Annotated in this window: 18 protein-coding genes; 14 read left to right on the forward strand and 4 right to left on the reverse strand. The window is 66.8% G+C overall.

Annotation, left to right across the window (positions count from 1 at the left end):
* Positions 1-170: 170 nt before the first annotated feature.
* The gene (locus tag V7082_RS12570; protein ID WP_334149022.1) at positions 171-1502 is read right to left on the reverse strand and encodes an NAD(P)/FAD-dependent oxidoreductase; all 1332 of its coding nucleotides are present in this window, start codon (positions 1500-1502) and stop codon (positions 171-173) included.
* 43 nt (positions 1503-1545) lie between these two features.
* A complete protein-coding gene (locus V7082_RS12575; RefSeq protein WP_334149023.1) occupies positions 1546-1959 on the reverse strand; it encodes a thioredoxin in 414 nt (137 codons plus the stop codon).
* Between the two features lie 107 nt (positions 1960-2066).
* Here V7082_RS12575 and V7082_RS12580 point away from each other — a divergent pair, with 107 nt between their 5' ends.
* The 10 genes from V7082_RS12580 to V7082_RS12625 all read left to right on the forward strand — a co-directional run bounded on the left by V7082_RS12580 (position 2067) and on the right by V7082_RS12625 (position 10484).
* Positions 2067-2600 (forward strand): thiosulfate oxidation carrier protein SoxY, encoded by a 534-nt coding sequence (locus V7082_RS12580; protein WP_334149024.1) that lies wholly within the window; start codon positions 2067-2069, stop codon positions 2598-2600.
* A gap of 5 nt (positions 2601-2605) precedes the next feature.
* Positions 2606-2932: a thiosulfate oxidation carrier complex protein SoxZ gene (gene soxZ / locus V7082_RS12585; protein WP_334149026.1), complete on the forward strand. Its 327-nt coding sequence runs from the start codon at positions 2606-2608 to the stop codon at positions 2930-2932.
* A gap of 207 nt (positions 2933-3139) precedes the next feature.
* Positions 3140-3382, forward strand: coding sequence for a CDGSH iron-sulfur domain-containing protein (locus V7082_RS12590; RefSeq protein ID WP_334149028.1), 243 nt, complete (start codon positions 3140-3142; stop codon positions 3380-3382).
* A 378-nt stretch (positions 3383-3760) separates the two neighbouring features.
* Positions 3761-4675 carry a branched-chain amino acid ABC transporter permease gene (locus V7082_RS12595; RefSeq protein ID WP_334149030.1) on the forward strand — a complete coding sequence of 305 codons (915 nt, stop codon included), beginning with the start codon at positions 3761-3763 and terminating at the stop codon, positions 4673-4675.
* A gap of 3 nt (positions 4676-4678) precedes the next feature.
* On the forward strand, positions 4679-6022 hold the full coding sequence (gene livM / locus V7082_RS12600; protein ID WP_334149032.1) for a high-affinity branched-chain amino acid ABC transporter permease LivM: 1344 nt from the start codon (positions 4679-4681) through the stop codon (positions 6020-6022).
* Positions 6023-6032: 10 nt separating this feature from the next.
* Complete coding sequence (locus tag V7082_RS12605; protein ID WP_334149034.1) at positions 6033-6944, forward strand: ABC transporter ATP-binding protein; 912 nt, start codon at positions 6033-6035, stop codon at positions 6942-6944.
* Positions 6941-7663 carry an ABC transporter ATP-binding protein gene (locus V7082_RS12610; RefSeq protein ID WP_334149037.1) on the forward strand — a complete coding sequence of 241 codons (723 nt, stop codon included), beginning with the start codon at positions 6941-6943 and terminating at the stop codon, positions 7661-7663. Before V7082_RS12605 ends, V7082_RS12610 begins: the two co-directional genes overlap by 4 nt.
* Before the next feature lie 45 nt (positions 7664-7708).
* Complete coding sequence (locus tag V7082_RS12615; protein WP_334149039.1) at positions 7709-8080, forward strand: DUF6867 family protein; 372 nt, start codon at positions 7709-7711, stop codon at positions 8078-8080.
* 109 nt (positions 8081-8189) lie between these two features.
* Positions 8190-9317, forward strand: a complete 1128-nt coding sequence (locus V7082_RS12620; protein ID WP_334149041.1) for a branched-chain amino acid ABC transporter substrate-binding protein — start codon at positions 8190-8192, stop codon at positions 9315-9317.
* A gap of 39 nt (positions 9318-9356) precedes the next feature.
* The gene (locus tag V7082_RS12625; protein WP_334149043.1) at positions 9357-10484 is read left to right on the forward strand and encodes a branched-chain amino acid ABC transporter substrate-binding protein; all 1128 of its coding nucleotides are present in this window, start codon (positions 9357-9359) and stop codon (positions 10482-10484) included.
* 232 nt (positions 10485-10716) lie between these two features.
* On the opposite strand, the gene V7082_RS12630 is transcribed toward V7082_RS12625, so the two are convergent.
* Positions 10717-10914, reverse strand: coding sequence for a hypothetical protein (locus V7082_RS12630; protein ID WP_334149045.1), 198 nt, complete (start codon positions 10912-10914; stop codon positions 10717-10719).
* 582 nt (positions 10915-11496) lie between these two features.
* Between V7082_RS12630 and purB the strand changes: the two genes are divergently transcribed.
* From purB to V7082_RS12645, 3 genes are all read left to right on the forward strand, one after another.
* Positions 11497-12804 (forward strand): adenylosuccinate lyase, encoded by a 1308-nt coding sequence (gene purB / locus V7082_RS12635; RefSeq protein ID WP_334149046.1) that lies wholly within the window; start codon positions 11497-11499, stop codon positions 12802-12804.
* 118 nt (positions 12805-12922) lie between these two features.
* Complete coding sequence (locus tag V7082_RS12640) at positions 12923-13888, forward strand: DMT family transporter (RefSeq protein ID WP_334149048.1); 966 nt, start codon at positions 12923-12925, stop codon at positions 13886-13888.
* Between the two features lie 266 nt (positions 13889-14154).
* A complete protein-coding gene (locus V7082_RS12645; RefSeq protein WP_334149049.1) occupies positions 14155-14736 on the forward strand; it encodes an RBBP9/YdeN family alpha/beta hydrolase in 582 nt (193 codons plus the stop codon).
* A gap of 18 nt (positions 14737-14754) precedes the next feature.
* On the opposite strand, the gene V7082_RS12650 is transcribed toward V7082_RS12645, so the two are convergent.
* Positions 14755-15084: a DUF1476 domain-containing protein gene (locus tag V7082_RS12650; RefSeq protein WP_334149051.1), complete on the reverse strand. Its 330-nt coding sequence runs from the start codon at positions 15082-15084 to the stop codon at positions 14755-14757.
* A gap of 358 nt (positions 15085-15442) precedes the next feature.
* Between V7082_RS12650 and purC the strand changes: the two genes are divergently transcribed.
* Positions 15443-16231 carry a phosphoribosylaminoimidazolesuccinocarboxamide synthase gene (gene purC, locus V7082_RS12655; RefSeq protein ID WP_334149053.1) on the forward strand — a complete coding sequence of 263 codons (789 nt, stop codon included), beginning with the start codon at positions 15443-15445 and terminating at the stop codon, positions 16229-16231.
* The last annotated feature ends 124 nt before the right edge of the window (positions 16232-16355 follow it).

Below are 16355 nucleotides of genomic sequence, written 5' to 3' on the forward strand. Positions count from 1 at the left end.
CCGACACCCGCATCCCCCGGAACGTGTCCGGCGGCCGATGATACGGGAAGACTATAAAGCGTTTCTCTCCGAACGCGCGAGGGGGCTCACCGAACGCATGAGGCGGCGCGGGCAGCGCGCATTTCAAGGCCCGACCGATGCCACGCGTTGTATTTCCACGCGCTTTCGCATCAGCCGCGGCCGGCACCGGGGAGCTTGCCGGTTGCCGCGGCGGACTTGGCGAACATCTCGTCGGTGAGCGTCTGATACCAGGCGAGGCTTTCCTCGTAGTTCTCCTTGCGCACCGCGGCGCTCTCTCCCGTCTGCGAAATGAAGCTGTTGCTCGCCACCAGCACGTGCTTGCCCTTGACGTCCCCCGGCGCGTAGTCGCCACCGATCTTGACGCTGTCGTCCGGCGCCAGCATCGACCAGCAGGTGTTGCGATAGGCGGCAGCCGGCCGCGCGGTCCCCGTGAGATCCGCCAGCACATGGCCCGCGACGGCGTGCGCCTGGTTGTGGGCGGAGAACGCCGACTTCGGCATCTCCTCGGCGACCGCCGCATCGCCGATGACGTAGACGTTGTCGATCTTCTTCGAGCGGAACGTCTCGGGCTCGATCGGGCACCAGTCGCCCTCGGCGAGCCCGGCCTCGAGGGCGATCCTGCCGGCGGTCTGATTGGGAATGATGTTGGCGACGGCGGCCTTGAAGGTCTCGCCCGACCGGGTTGCCACCTCGCCCGTCCTCGGGTCGACGCGCACGACGCTCATGTCGTCGATGTCGTTGGTGAGACGCAGCTCGATGATGTCCTTGTAGTACCTCGCGAACGCCTCCTCGAACACGGCCTGCTTGGAGAAGGCCATCTTGGCGTCGAGAATGATCAGCCGGCTCTTCGGCTTCTCGCGCTTGAGGTAGTTGGCGATCAGGCAGGCGCGTTCGTAGGGGCCCGGGGGACAGCGATAGGGGTTCCTCGGCGCGGCGATGACCACGAGGCCGCCGTCCTCCATGTGCTCGATCCGATCGCGGAGCAGCTTCGACTGGCGTCCCCCCGTCCAGGCGTGCGGCATGGCATGGCGCGCGTCCTCGTCATAGCCTTCGATGGCTCCGTACTTGAAATCGATGCCGGGGGCCACGACCAGCCGGTCGTAGGCGAGGCTCGCCCCGTCGCCGAGGCGTACCTCGCGCTTCTCCGCATCGATGGCGGCGGCGCGCTCGTGGACCACGCCGATGCCGAGCGCGACGAGGCCCGCGTAGGTGTTGGTGATGCGGCTCAAGGGCAGAAAGCCGCCGATGAAATGGTTGGAATAGAAGCAGGAGGTATAGTGCCGCTTGGGCTCGACCAGGGTCACGTCGAGATCGGGGGCGGTCCGCTTCAAGGTCACGGCGACCGTCGCACCGCCCGGTCCGCCTCCGATGACGACGACGCGCGCCCGCCCCGCCGCACGGACGCTGCGCGGCATCGCCAGCGTCGCCGGCGCAAGCGCCGCGAGGCCGAGAGCGAACTGTCTGCGGTCGATTCCGTGCATGGCCCTTGCGTCCTCTTGCTCGACGACCTCGTCGGAGCCGGGCTCAGAAGCCCGGCAGAAATCCCGCAACGGCGAGGATGGGGGTGAGCTCGCCATAAAAGTAATCGGCGCCGGGATATCCGGTAATGCGCCCCACCTCCTCGCCGGACCGCATGACGACGAAGGTCGGCGTGAAAACGATAGGCGCGAGCCCTTTGAGCTCGGGCGCGCCGCGGCGCACGCGCTTCAGCGGCGCGAAGCGTCCTTCGGCGCTCCGCGTATATCCGGGTGCGATCTCGGCATCCCATTTGCGGCAGAAGCGACAGCCTGTCTCCTCGACCATGACCAGGCGAACGCCGGAGACGGCCGCACTGGCACCATGGGAGGCTCCGCCGGCGAAGCTGAGCCCGGCAAGGAGGAGACACGCGCCAAGAACGGCCGCGATGAGCCTCGCAGCCGATGATGCGTCAGAGGCCATGTAGGGACCGCATGATTTGCACCTCATTTTCATCCTATGCTAGCAGGAGACACGGACCCGAGACAGCCTCGACCCTCCCGCTCCGAAAGAAAACAACGAGATCCGCCGTGACCTCCCGCACACCAGACCGGCCGCTCGTCACCCGGCGCACGGTCCTGTCCGGCACCGGCGGGGTCCTCCTGTGCGCGGCCGGGGCTGGCGCCAAGGGGCGGCCGGGCGTGGCCGCGCCTCCCCCTGCCGCCGCGGTGGCGGCAGGCGATGCCCCGCTCGTTCCCTCCACGCAGTTTGCCGAGGCGTTCGCCAAGGTGGTGGGCACCGGCACGCCCATCGAAGGCCGGATGACGATCGAGCTGCCGGAGGACGCAGAGAACGGGAACATCGTTCCCTACAAGATCGCCGTCGAGAGCCCCATGACGGACGCAGACCACATCACGCAGGTGCATCTCCTTTCGACGCAGAACCCCCAAGCCGCGGTGGCGACGTTCCATTTCACGCCGCTCTCAGGCAAGGCGGCCGTCTCGGGGCGCATGCGGCTCGCGAGGACGCAGGAGGTGGTGGCTGTCGCACTCACGTCCGCAAACTCGCTTCTGATCGCGCGCACGATGGTCCATGTCGGCATCGGCGGCTGCGGGACGGAGTGACGCGCATGGCCCCTTCCAAACCGCGCGTCCGTCTCCCCGATGAGGCCCAGGCCGGCGAGATCATCGAGATCAAGGCCCTGATCACGCACGTCATGGAAACCGGAAACCGGAAGGATGCCGAGGGGAACCGCATCCCCCGCGACATCATCCATACGTTCACGGCCCACTACAATGGCGCGCCGGTCTTCAAGGCGGATCTCGGCTCCGGCATCTCCGCCAATCCGTACCTGGCCTTCTTCCTCAAGGTGCCGGGCCCGGGCGAGCTCATCGTCGCGTGGCTCGACGACGACGGCGGGGAGACCATCGAGCGTTACACGCTCAATGTCGTCTGACCGCCCCATGTTTTTGGCTTGACGCGTTTTCTTAACGCGAAGTGGTGCCCACTTCGCTTGAAAACGCTCTGACCCCGGCCAGCACGCAGCCCTTGCCCGCGGCGCCCGAAGCCGGTACGCCGGAACGACGTTTCTTGCCAGCCGTGCTTCCTCTCGGAAACGCCTCACACGATCTCGGGAAGTACGGGGCTCTATCGGGAGTAGACCATGGCCGAAGACCCCATCGTCGCGCAGACGAGCCCCTATCAGGTGGATCTCGTCGAGGGAAAAACCTACTGGTACTGTCGCTGCGGGCGCTCACAGAAGCAGCCCTTCTGCGACGGCTCGCACAAGGGGACAGGCCTCGAGCCGCTGAAGTTCGCGGCGCCCTCGAGCGGCACGTTCAACCTCTGCGGCTGCAAGGCGACCGACGACGAGCCCTGGTGCGACGGCACGCACAACATGCTCTGAGCGTCATACGGGCGCAGCGGCTTCACGCGTAGGCGGGCGTTTCCCATGCATCGGAGACGTGTCTGGACCCCGCCCTCCGGCGGGGTGACGTTTGTGTTTGGGTGGCGCTTGGTCTCTGACGTCATCCCGGCATCATGGCGGAGCCATGCTTCGCATGGACGGGCGGAGCCATGCTTCGCATGGACGGCCGGGATCCCGACACACGGGATGCAGGACGGCGCTCGCAGCCAAAATTTACTCGCCGGGTGCTCAATCCACAGCAGGTGATGCTGCGTCGGTCGTCTGTGGGTACGAATCGCGAAAAATCAGTTCCCTTGGCCGCTTCCGCCGCTAAAACAGCTACGGTGAGAGCCAAATCAGGGGGATCGGCGCGCGCACATGGATTATTTCATCCAGCAGCTCATCAACGGGCTCACGCTCGGCTCCATCTACGGCCTCATCGCCATCGGCTACACGATGGTCTACGGCATCATCGGCATGGTCAACTTCGCCCACGGCGACGTGTTCATGCTGGCCGCCTTCATCGCGCTCATCCTGTTCCTCTTGCTAATGCAGGTGCTGGGCGGTTTCGCGCTCGGGCTGGCGCTCGTCATCGTGCTCCTGCTCGGCATGGCGCTGACTAGCCTCTGGGGCTGGGTCATCGAGCGGCTCGCCTACCGGCCGCTCAGGGGCTCGTTCCGACTCGCGCCGCTGATCTCCGCCATCGGCATGTCGATCTTCCTTTCCAACTTCGTGCAGCTCGTCCAGGGTCCGCGCAACAAGACGCTGGAGCCGATCCTGTCCAACGTGCTGGTGTTCCCGGTCGGCAACGGCTCGGTCACGCTCGCGGAGAAGCAGCTCGTGATCATGGCCGTGACGGCGGCCCTCCTCGCCGTGCTCTGGTACGTCGTGCGCTACACATCCCTCGGGCGCGCGCAACGGGCCTGCGAGCAGGACCGCAAGATGGCTGCACTCCTCGGTGTCGACGTGGACCGCACCGTCTCGCTCACGTTCATCATCGGCGCCATGCTGGCCTCCGTGGCCGGGCTGCTCTGGATGACGTACTACGGCGTCGTCAGCTTCTCGGACGGCTTCGTGCCCGGCGTCAAAGCCTTTACGGCGGCCGTGCTGGGCGGGATCGGCTCGCTGCCCGGCGCCGTGCTCGGCGGCCTCCTGATCGGCCTCATCGAGACTTTCTGGTCGGCCTACTTCACCATCGACTACAAGGATGTCGCCGCCTTCTCGATCCTGGCCATCGTGCTCATCTTCCTGCCCTCCGGCCTGCTCGGCCGGCCCGACGTCGAGAAGGTCTGAGCCATGGGGGCACCGGTCGACGCGTTGAAGAAGGCGCTGCTCGCCGGGCTCATCACGCTCGGCCTCGCGTTCCCGATCGTCGCGCTGCGCACGGACACGAACTTCTCCAACCAGCTCGTACTGACGCCCCGCTGGGGGCTCACGTTCGCGCTCGCCGGCATCGCGACGCTCGGCGTCTTCCTGCTGACGCTGCTCAGGCCGGCCGGCTTTCGGCGGACGGCGCCCGGAAAGACCGCCGCGGCTCATCCGCCGCATCCCTTCGTCCGGCATCTGCCGCGCATCGGGCTCGCGCTGCTCCTCGCCTATCCGCTCATTGCGCTGGCGATCTCGTCGGCGGGCGGGCCCGGCCTTCTCAAGCTCGTCGATACCTACGGCATTCAGATCCTGATCTACGTGCTGTTGGGGCTCGGGCTCAACATCATCCTCGGCCTCGCGGGCCTGCTCGACCTCGGCTTCGTCGCCTTCTATGCGGTCGGCGCCTACTCGTCGGCGCTGCTCACGACGACGTTTGGACTCTCGTTCTGGATCGTGCTGCCGCTGGCCGGCATCCTGGCCGCGTTCTGGGGCGTCATGATCAGCCTGCCGGTGTTGCGGCTCAAGGGCGACTACATCGCCATCGTCACGCTAGCGTTCGCCGAGATCGTCCGGCTCGTGCTCGTCAACTGGGTGCCTGTGACGGGGGGATATGCGGGCATCTCGAACATCCCGAAGCCGACGCTGTTCGGCCTCTCGCTCGGGCCCGAGGCGGGGTCGCTCACGTCGCTCCTCGGCATCCCCTATTCGCCGTTCTACCGCCTGGCCTTCATGTACTACCTCGTACTCGCCCTCGCGATCGCGGCTTACCGGGTCACGCTCCGGCTCCGGACGCTTCCGGTCGGGCGGGCCTGGGAGGCGATGCGCGAGGACGAGATCGCTTGCCGCTCGCTCGGCATCAACACGGTCACGACCAAGGTCACGGCGTTCGCGGCCGGCGCCTTCTTCGGCGGGCTCGCGGGCGCGTTCTTCTCGGCGCATTACGGCTTCATCAGCCCCAAGTCGTTCGAGTTCCTCGAGAGCGCGATGATCGTCGCCATCGTCGTGCTCGGCGGACTCGGCAGCATGGTCGGCGTCGCCATCGCGGCCACCGTCATGGTGGGCGGCACGGAGCTTCTGCGCGAGCTCGGCGTGCTCAAGGCCGTGTTCGGCCCGGATTTCGACCCGGCGCAATACCGCATGCTGCTGTTCGGCCTCGCCATGGTGATGCTCATGGTCTGGCGCCCCAAGGGGCTCATCGCGACGCGCGAGCCGACGGTGCGCCTCAAGACCCAGCCCACGCGTGGCGCGCCGGCGGCCGCGGCGGCGGAGTGAGGGGTTCCCCATGCGCTGGCTCTCCGAACCCCTGCTCGTGGTCGACCATCTCTCGATGCGGTTCGGCGGCCTCGTGGCGGTGAACGACCTCTCGTTCGCCGTCGGGCGCGGCGACATCACGGCGCTGATCGGGCCCAACGGGGCCGGCAAGACGACGGTCTTCAATTGCATTACGGGATTCTATAAGCCGACCAGCGGGCGGCTCGCGCTCGCGCACGGCGGCAATGCCGAGCCGGACGCCGTCGCCGCGCTGACGCGCTCGGACAAGAGGCGCACGCAGGGAGCCAACCCCGAGCTGTTCCTGCTCGAGCGCATGCCGGACCATGCCATCGCATCGGAGGCGCGCGTGGCGCGCACGTTCCAGAACATCCGCCTCTTCCCCGGCATGACGGTGCTCGAGAACCTGATCGTCGCCCAGCACAAGACGCTGATGGCGGCGTCCGACTACACGCTCGGCGGTCTGCTCGGCCTCGCCAAGTATCGCGCGGCGGAGCGCAAGTCGGTGGAGCTTGCTCGCGCGTGGCTCGAGGTGGTGAACCTCGTCGATCGCGCGGACGACCCGGCGGGCGACCTGCCGTACGGCGCGCAGCGGCGGCTCGAGATCGCGCGCGCCATGTGCACCAATCCGGTGCTGCTCTGCCTCGACGAGCCGGCCGCGGGCCTCAACAACCGCGAGAGCGCGGAGCTGACCCGCCTCCTGCGCGGAATCCGCGCGCAGACGGGCGTCTCGATCCTGCTCATCGAGCATGACATGTCGGTCGTGATGGACATCTCCGACCACGTGGTCGTCATCGAGTACGGCGTCAAGATCGCCGACGACACGGCCGAGGCAGTCCGCAACGACGCCAGGGTGATTGCCGCCTATCTCGGCGTCGACGACGAAGGGGTGGCGGCCGCCGAAGCGGGGGGCATCCAGCCATGACCGCTCCCCTACTCGCGATCCAGGGCGTCTCGGCCTTCTACGGCAACATCCAGGCGCTCAAGGGCGTTTCGCTGGACGTCAACCGCGGGGAGATCGTGACGCTGATCGGCGCCAACGGCGCGGGCAAGTCGACGCTCATGATGACCGTGTTCGGCAACCCGCGTGCGCGCGACGGCGAGATCCTGTTTGAGGAGAAACCGATCACCGGGCTCTCCACGCACGCCATCGCGCGGCTTCGCATCGCGCAATCGCCCGAAGGGCGGCGTATCTTCCAGCACATGACCGTGCTCGAGAACCTGCAGATGGGCGCGGCCGTCGACGGCAACCGGAACTTCGAGGAGGACCTTGCGCGGGTAACGCAGCTCTTCCCGCGCCTCAAGGAGCGCCTCGCGCAGCGCGGCGGTACGCTCTCGGGCGGCGAGCAGCAGATGCTCGCCATCGCGCGCGCGCTCATGAGCCGGCCGAAGCTCCTGATGCTCGACGAGCCGTCGCTCGGCCTCGCGCCGCTCATCGTCAAGCAGATCTTCGCCACGCTGGCGGAGCTCAACAGCCAGGGCATGACGATCTTCCTCGTCGAGCAGAACGCGTTCCACGCCTTGAAGCTCGCCCATCGCGCCTACGTGATGGTCAACGGCGTCATCACCATGAGCGGGACGGGGCGGGAGCTGCTGGCGCGGCCCGAGATCCGGCAGGCCTATCTCGAAGGCGGGAGGCATTGATGGGGACGGATCCCGGAGCGTTGTATCGTGCGGCCGGAGGCTCCGATGCTTGACTCGTTCCTGACCTCGCTCGGCTATGCGGACGACAGCACGCAGACCGTCTGGCATTTCGTGCTGCTGACGCTGCTCATCGGCGGGGGCGCGGCCTGGAGAACGGGACAGGCGGTCGCCCAGGGCTGGGGCGCGGCTTGGCCTGTGGCCGCCTATACGGCGCTGCTCGCGGCGGCGGTCCGCTTCCTCCACTACGCGCTGTTCGGCGGCGCCCTGCTTTCGCTGCCGAACTACCTCGTCGACTTCGCCATTCTCGCCGCGATCGCACTGATCGGCTACCGGACGCGGCGCACGCGACACATGACGGAGCAATATCCCTGGATGTTCCAGCGTTCGAGCCCGCTGACCTGGCGCGACCGCCCGTAAGGGCGCATGCGGACATGACTCCGCCGCCGTTTCGGGCCACAACCGGGGCCGAACAGACTTTCCAACGCCCGGCCGACGGCGCGGGCCTCGCTCAGAAGGAACCTCTCTCATGCGCCCCTCCAAGCTTCCGGGAGCTCTTCTCGCGACGGTTCTCGCCGCGCTCGCGCTCGCGTCCTGCGGCGGCGAGGACAAGCTCAAGATCGGGGTCGCCGGGCCGCTCACCGGCAAGGACGCCGTGTTCGGCGCCCAGCTCCGGCAAGGCGCGCAACAGGCGGTCGACGACATCAACGCGGCGGGCGGCCTCAACGGCAAGCAGATCGAGCTCGTGGTCGGCGACGACGCGGGCGACCCCAAGCAGGGCCGCTCGGTCGCCAACACGTTCGTCGGCGATGGCGTGCGCTTCGTGATCGGCCACTTCAACTCGGGCGTCACCGAGCCCGCTTCCGACGTCTATGCCGAGAACGGCATCCTGATGATCACGCCCGGCTCGACCAATCCCAAGATCACGGAGCGCGGGCTCACCAACGTGTTCCGCGTCTGCGGGCGCGACGACCAGCAGGGCAAGGTCGCGGGCGAATACATCGCCCAGCACTTCAAGGACAAGAAGGTCGCCGTCGCGCACGACAAGACCACCTACGGCAAGGGGCTCGCCGACGAGACGAAGAAGACCATGAACGCGCTCGGCGTGCAGGAGGTTCTCTACGAAGGCATAAACTCGGGCGAGCGCGACTTCAGCGCGCTGGTCTCGAAGATCAAGGATTCGGGCGCGGACATCGTCTACTGGGGCGGCGTGCATACGGAAGGCGGCAGCATCCTGCGCCAGATGCGCGCCGCCGGCGTCAATGCCGTCATGATGGGCGGGGACGGCATCGCCACCGACGAGTTCGCAGCACTCGGCGGACCGGGCACCGAAGGCACGCTGATGACGTTCGGCCCCGATCCGCAGAAGCGGCCCGAGGCGCAGGCCGTCATCGAGAAGTTCAAGGCGCGCAACTTCAAGCCGGAAGCCTATACGCTCTACGCCTACGCCGCGGTGCAGGCGGTCGCGGAAGCGGCGAAGGACACCGGCTCGCTCGATCCCGCCAAGGTCGCTGAGGAGCTGCACAAGGGGAAAGCGTACAAGACCGTGATCGGCGATCTCGCGTTCGACGGGAAGGGCGACGTGACGCGCATCGATTACGTCATGTACACATGGCAGAAGCAGCCTGACGGATCGATCATCTACGTGCAGAACTGACGCGCGCCCATGCTTGGGCGGCGTTCCTCTTGGCGCGCGATGACGCGGCGTAGCGCGCCGACCTTGTTCTCAACCCACGTGGGGGCGCTGCCTTTTCTTGGGCTCCTCGCCACGATTCTCGCCGCCATGCTCGGCCTGTCCGCGCCGGCCTCGGCGGAGATTCGCGTCGGGCTCGCGGCGCCGCTCACGGGGCGCATGGCGGGCGCGGGGCTCGCCATGCAGCGCGCGCTCGAGGCCGCGGTCGCGGAGACCAATGCCGCGGGCGGCGTGCTTGGGGAGCCGATCGCACTCGTCGTCGCCGACGACGGATGCGCGCAGGCGACGGCGGAGGGCGCCGCGGCGACCCTCATCGCGCAGAGGGCGGCAGTAGCGATCGGACATCCGTGCTCGAGCGCGGCCACGGCCGCCGCGAAACTCTACGGCCATTCGGACGTGCTCATGATCGCGGTCGGCGCGCGCCATCCCGACGTGACACGCGCGAACGCAGCACTTCCCGTGCCCGCGCTCCGTCTCGCCGGGCGCGACGACCGGCAGGGGGACGCGGCGGCCCGGTGGCTGGTGGCTCATGCGCCGCATGGGCGCGTCGCCCTCGTCCACGACCGGACCGGCTATGCACGTTCGATCGTCGATGGCGCGGCCGCGGCCCTCAAGGCGATGCAGGTCACCCCGGTCGCGCTCGTGCCGCTCGTCGCCGGCAGGCACGATTACACGGACATCGTGCGACAGCTTCAGGAGACGGGCGCGGAGGCGGTGCTGTTTGCGGGCTATCCGGCCGAAGCCTCGCTGATCGTCTATGGCATCGAGAAACTCAGGCTTCCCATCCGCGTGCTCGGGACGGATGCGCTCGCGACATCCGACTTCGCCGATTTCGCCGTCAAGGCGGAGACTCCGGTCGAGGTGCTGTTGCCGGCGGGTCTCGTTCCCGGCGCATCGGACGTGGACGACGCCCGCGCAGGGGAGGCGCGCGGGGCGTTCGAAGCCTGGCTTGAAGCGGCCCGCAAGGCCGGCACGACGGACGCCCGCACGCTGTCGGCGGCGCTGCGCGCCGCGCCGGTCACGACGCGAGCGCTCGGCGAGATCCGCTTCGATGCCAACGGCGACCTCGAGGCGCGCGCTTTTGCGCCTGCTTCAGCCCATCCCGGCCGATGGGTGATCAAGGAAGATTGAGCGCGCCCATTCGGAATTGGGCCTCATGGCGCCGAGCCTAACAGCGCTGTCTCGTCGGAGGCGAGCAACGCGGCTGCGCACGCGTGCCGATGAGTATTCCGGTCAACACACACACTCGGAGCGATCGGCGGGGAGCGCCGGCTTGCGCTCCGCGATTCAGAAGAACCCAAACGATACGCACCCGACCCTGCCGTTGCCTCTCTCCGCATATGGCGGATCGGTGTGGCGGGGCTCAGCGCCCCTGGGATTCGATCCGGCACTCGGCCGCGAGACGGCGTTCCATCAGCGAGAGGGCTTCCGGAACCTGCTGGCCGCGCTTGCGGCAAGCACGGATCTTTTCCTGCACGATCGCAAAGGATCGGCGCGGATCGTCGATCTCATCCAGCCGATGATTGAGTTCTACAATCTCGGCTTGCATCTGTTCAGTCATTACTTACCCCTAGTTTGTCGCGTCGTTACCGAGCCCGACAGGTCCTGATCCCGTGTCCGGTATCAGCCGCTCGATGAACGAGGGGTGAATCTCAGTGCGATTCCCGAACCCTCGTCCAAGGCACAATGAGTATTTTCAGAATACTCAAATTCGGAGGTCATAGCTCTGACAATTCCGCAACACTGACCGTATGGTTTAAACTCCTACCCTCAGCGTGAGGGGCTCATCAAACATCGGAATATGGCCCGATCTGGGCACTTAGCCTTCACGAATTGTTGCGCCGCACCCCTGTGTCTTTTGCGACGCAATACGGTGTAACTTTCTGGTGTATTTTCGTTTTTCGCGGATTCTGGCTGACATCAATCGTGATGTTCCGCATTGCGAAACCGGTTCCGGCGAAGGCCGTAACGCCCGGAAATACGGGCCATTCCGGTGGAAATTCCGTGAGCCTACACGGCATAATGTCGCGCCTGCCACACAACCCCGGATGTGTGCGCCCTCACTCTCCCGATGGCGCGTGCGATTGATGCCGCCTGCGGGGTCTGCTAGTGGCCTCTCTCGCTCCGAGCACGAGACGCAAAGATGATCCCCCGCTATTCACGACCCGAGATGGCGTCGATCTGGACGCCCGAGACGCGCTTCAGGATCTGGTTCGAGATCGAGGCACATGCCGCCTCGGCCATGGCGGATGCCGGCACCATCCCGAAGGAGGCTGCGCGCGCCATCTGGGACAAAGGCTCCAAAGCCGTCTTCGACACGGCGCGGATCGACGAGATCGAGGCGGTGACAAAGCACGACGTCATCGCGTTCCTCACCCACCTCGCCGAGCACGTGGGGCCCGACGCCCGCTTCGTGCACCAGGGCATGACGTCGTCCGACGTGCTCGACACCTGCCTCAACGTGCAGCTCGTGCGCGCCGCCGACATCCTGATCGCCGATGTCGACCGGCTGCTCGCCGCGCTCAAGGCGCGCGCCTTCGAGCACAAGGACACCCTCACCATCGGACGCAGCCACGGCATCCATGCGGAGCCGACGACGTTCGGCGTCAAGCTGGCGTCGGCCTATGCCGAGTTCACGCGCGGCCGCGAACGGCTGGTCGCGGCGCGGCGCGAGGTCGCCACCTGCGCGATTTCGGGCGCGGTCGGCACCTTCGCCAACATCGATCCGTCCGTGGAAGCCTATGTCGCGGCGAAGCTCGGCCTCGTTCCCGAGCCCGTCTCGACGCAGGTGATCCCGCGGGACCGCCATGCCGCCTACTTCGCCGGCCTCGCGGTCGTCGCCTCCTCGCTCGAGCGGCTCGCCATCGAGATCCGCCACCTGCAGCGCACCGAGGTGCTGGAGGCCGAAGAGTATTTCTCGCCGGGGCAGAAGGGCTCGTCGGCGATGCCGCACAAGCGCAACCCGGTCCTCACCGAGAACGTCACGGGACTCGCGCGCATGGTCCGCTCCTACGCCATCCCGGCGATGGAGAACGTGGCGCTCTGGCACGAGCGGGACATCTCGCATTCCTCCGTCGAGCGCATGATCGGCCCAGACGCCACGGTCACGCTCGACTTCGCGCTCAACCGCATGGCCGGCGTGATCGAGAAGCTCGTCGTCTATCCGGACAACATGAAGCGCAACCTCGACAGGCTCGGCGGGTTGCACAATTCGCAGCGCGTGCTGCTCGCGCTCACGCAGGCGGGCGCCTCGCGCGAGGCGGCCTACGCCATGGTCCAGCGCAACGCCATGAAGACCTGGGAGACGGGCGCCGATTTCCTGGCGGAGCTCAAGGCGGACAAGGACGTGACGGCGAAAGTCCCCGCGGAGGCGCTCGAGGCGATGTTCGACCTCGGCTATCACGTGAAGCACGTGGACGCGATCTTCGAACGGGTCTTCGGCACAGCCTAGAGCGTCTTGCGATCCGATGGAATCGGATCGGACGCTCTAGGTTTTTGATTGGTCGCATTTTCTTACGACGAACCGGCATCCACTTCGTCGGAAAATGCTCTAGCAGAACCGTACCCGCATGAGATCGCCGTTCAGCCGCATCGTGGGTTACGCGTGCGCCGCGGTCGGCGCGGCCTTTTTCTCGACCAAGGCCATCTTCATCAAGCTCGCCTTCCAGGACCAGCTCGACGCGGCGCTGTTCCTCGCCTACCGCATGATCTTCGCCACGCCCGTGTTCGTCGCCATCGGCCTCTGGGCCTACGCCAGGCGCCGCGCCAACGGCGAGCCGCCGCCCGATGCCGCAAGCATCGCCTGGGCGGCCTTCATCGGACTGATCGGCTATTACGTGGCCTCGGCGTTCGACTTCGCGGGCCTCATGTACATCAGCGCCTCCCTCGAGCGGCTCGTGCTGTTCACCTATCCGCTGTTCGTCATGCTCATCGGCGCGGTGCTCTACCACGAGGCCCCGTCGGGCTTCGGCATCGCGGCGGCGGTCGTCACCTATATCGGGCTTGCGATCGTGTTCGCGGTCGACCTCCCGCAGGGCGGACGCAACACTGCCATCGGCACGGCACTCGTGCTCGGCGCGGCGATCTCGTTCGCCTGGCACCAGATCCTGGCACAGCGTGTCATCCCCCGCCTCGGGAGCGCGCTGTTCACGAGCATCGCGCTCACGGCCGCGGGCATCGCGTGCGTCTTGCACCAGGCGATTCTCGGCTCGGGCAGCTTCGCCGCCCCGCCGCGCTTCCTGTGGCTGGCGTTCGGCTGCGCGCTCGTCGCGACCGTGCTGCCGACGTTCCTCATCAACGCCGGGCTCGCGCGCGTCTCCCCCTCGGCCGTCTCCATGATCGCAACCGTCTCGCCCGTGGTGACCATCGGGCTCGCGGTCAGTCTGCTCGGCGAGCCGTTCACGCTGGCCGATGCCGTGGGGTCGAGCCTCGTGCTCCTCGGCGTGGGGCTCTTCACCTGGGGTGACAGCCGGGCGCGGCGCACCGCGGCCAACCGCGCCGGGGCCGATCCGCCGTCCAAGACCTCCGCGCGCTGACCGGCTGTCTGCGGATCCCTCCCTGCCCGCTGCCACGCTTGGGCACGTTCTCGACGTAGGCTATGCTCGCGCGGATGGCTGAACCCACGGCATGCTCCCGGATCCCGATCTTTTCGCGCCGCCTCGCCGCGGGACGCCCGTTCGGGGCCCGACGCGCCGGGCTGCCGCGCCCCGCTCCCTCCGATCCTGCATCCCGTCATCCCGCGAGGGGCCATGCGGAGCACCGGGGCGCGCCGATACACCGAAGCGACGACTTGAGAGGGTCCATGCGCACGTCCGAAGTCGACATCCTGATCGTTCCCGGCTGGTCGAGCTCGGGGCCGGACCACTGGCAGTCCCGCTGGGAGCGGACGCTCAAGACGGCGCGGCGCGTCGAGCAGGAGAACTGGATCGCGCCCGAGCGTGAGGCCTGGGTGGGGCGCATCATCGAGAGCGCGGTCGAGAGCACGCGGCCCGTGGTGCTCGTCGCACACAGCCTCGGCGTCGCGGCGGTGGCGCACCTGGCGCGGCGCATCCCCAAGGGCTTTCTGTCGGGCGCATTCCTCGTGGCGCCGGCCGACGTCGACAATGCGGCGGACTGGCCGGAAACGCAGGGGCTCAAGCTCGACGGCGACGGCAGCGGATTTGCGCCGCTCCCGCTCGATGCGCTGCCCTTTCCGTCGATCCTGGTCGCATCCTCGACCGATCCCTATTGCCGGATTGAGCGGGCTGCGGCGCTTGCGGAGGCGTGGGGATCGACGCTGGTCGAAGCGGGCGATGCCGGCCACATCAACAGCGCCTCGGGCCATGGACCCTGGCCCGAGGGCGTGCTGCGGTTCGGATCGTTCCTCAAGGGCCTTGCGACCTGACGAGCCGCGCAGCCTCGCCTACGACTTGCTCGCGGCCTCGACGTCGGCCACCGCCTTGGCGAGGAACTGGCTCATGACTTTGCGCAGCTCCGCTTCGTCGATCGCGATGCCCTTGTCGGCGAAGTCCTGCTTCACCTTGCGCAGCACGTCGTCGTCCCCCTTCTCGATGAGGTCGGCCTTGCGCACGGCCTTGACGTACTCCTCGACGTCGGAGCCCGTGATGCCGAGCTTCTCAGCCGCCCACTCGGCCAGCATCTTGTTGCGGCGGCTTTCCGCTTTGAAGCGCAGATCCTGGTCCAGGGCGAACTTCTTCTCGTAGGCTTTCTCTCTATCGTCGAACGTTGTCATGACCATCTCCACCAGGACTGTTCCACGCCGGACGTTCCAGCTTTGTTCCGAGGCACGTGCGGGTTGTATGGGTCTCGCGCCTGCCCATTGTACGGCAGCCGTAACCCGACGGAGCAGACAAATCAACGGCTTGTCTACCGCACCGCACAGGAAGGACCCCAGGCCCTTGTTTAGATTGTTTCTGACCCCTGCTTCGGCTAGTGTCCAGGTCATGATTTTTGTGCGTTCGGCCGTCCCAAGCCACGACGAGAAATCCAAAAATCTCGCTGAAAGATCAATGGGTCGGGCCCCCGCGGGACGGGCTGTCCTCTCGAAACAGAAGTTGAGCATGAGCGTGATCGTCAAAGGACCAGGATCGATGAACAAGCGGCGTCGAGTCTACGAGGGCAAGGCGAAGGTTCTTTACGAGGGACCGGAGCCCGGAACTCTCATTCAGCACTTCAAGGACGACGCGACCGCGTTCAATGCGAAGAAGCACGCGCTGATCGAAGGCAAGGGCGTGCTCAACAACCGCATCTCCGAGTACATCTTCCAGCGGCTCGGCGAGATCGGCGTGCCGACGCACTTCATGAAGCGCCTCAACATGCGCGAGCAGCTCATCCGCGAGGTGGAGATCATCCCGCTCGAGGTCGTCGTGCGGAACGTCGCCGCGGGCTCCCTTTCGACCCGCCTCGGGCTCGAGGAAGGCACGCAGCTTCCGCGCTCGATCATCGAGTTCTACTACAAGGCCGACAACCTCAACGACCCTATGGTCTCGGAAGAGCACATCACGGCGTTCGGCTGGGCGACGCCCCAGGAGATCGACGAGATCATGCAGCTCGCGCTGCGGGTGAACGACTTCCTGGTCGGCCTGTTCCTCGGCATCGGCATCCGGCTCGTCGACTTCAAGGTCGAGTTCGGGCGGCTGTGGGACAACGAGCAGGTGCGCATCGTGCTTGCGGACGAGATCAGCCCCGACTGTTGCCGCCTGTGGGACATCTCGTCGGGCGACAAGCTCGACAAGGACCGGTTCCGCCGCGACCTCGGCGGCGTGCTGGAAGCCTATCAGGAGGTGGCGCGCCGGCTCGGTGTGCTCACCGAGCAGCGCCCGCCGAAGGGCGTGGGGCCCGTGCTGGTGGCCTCGAACCCGACGGGAAAGCCGAATTGAAGGCAGTAGGCAGTAGGCAGTAGGCTTGCTGATGCGCGCGGCTCTGGCTGTCAATGGTTTACCTCACTGCCTCACTGCCTCACTGCCTCACTGCCTCACTGCCTCACTGCCTCACTGCCTCACT

The sequence above is a fragment of the Hyphomicrobium sp. genome (assembly GCF_036833075.1).
Classification (GTDB): Bacteria; Pseudomonadota; Alphaproteobacteria; order Rhizobiales; family Hyphomicrobiaceae; genus Hyphomicrobium_C.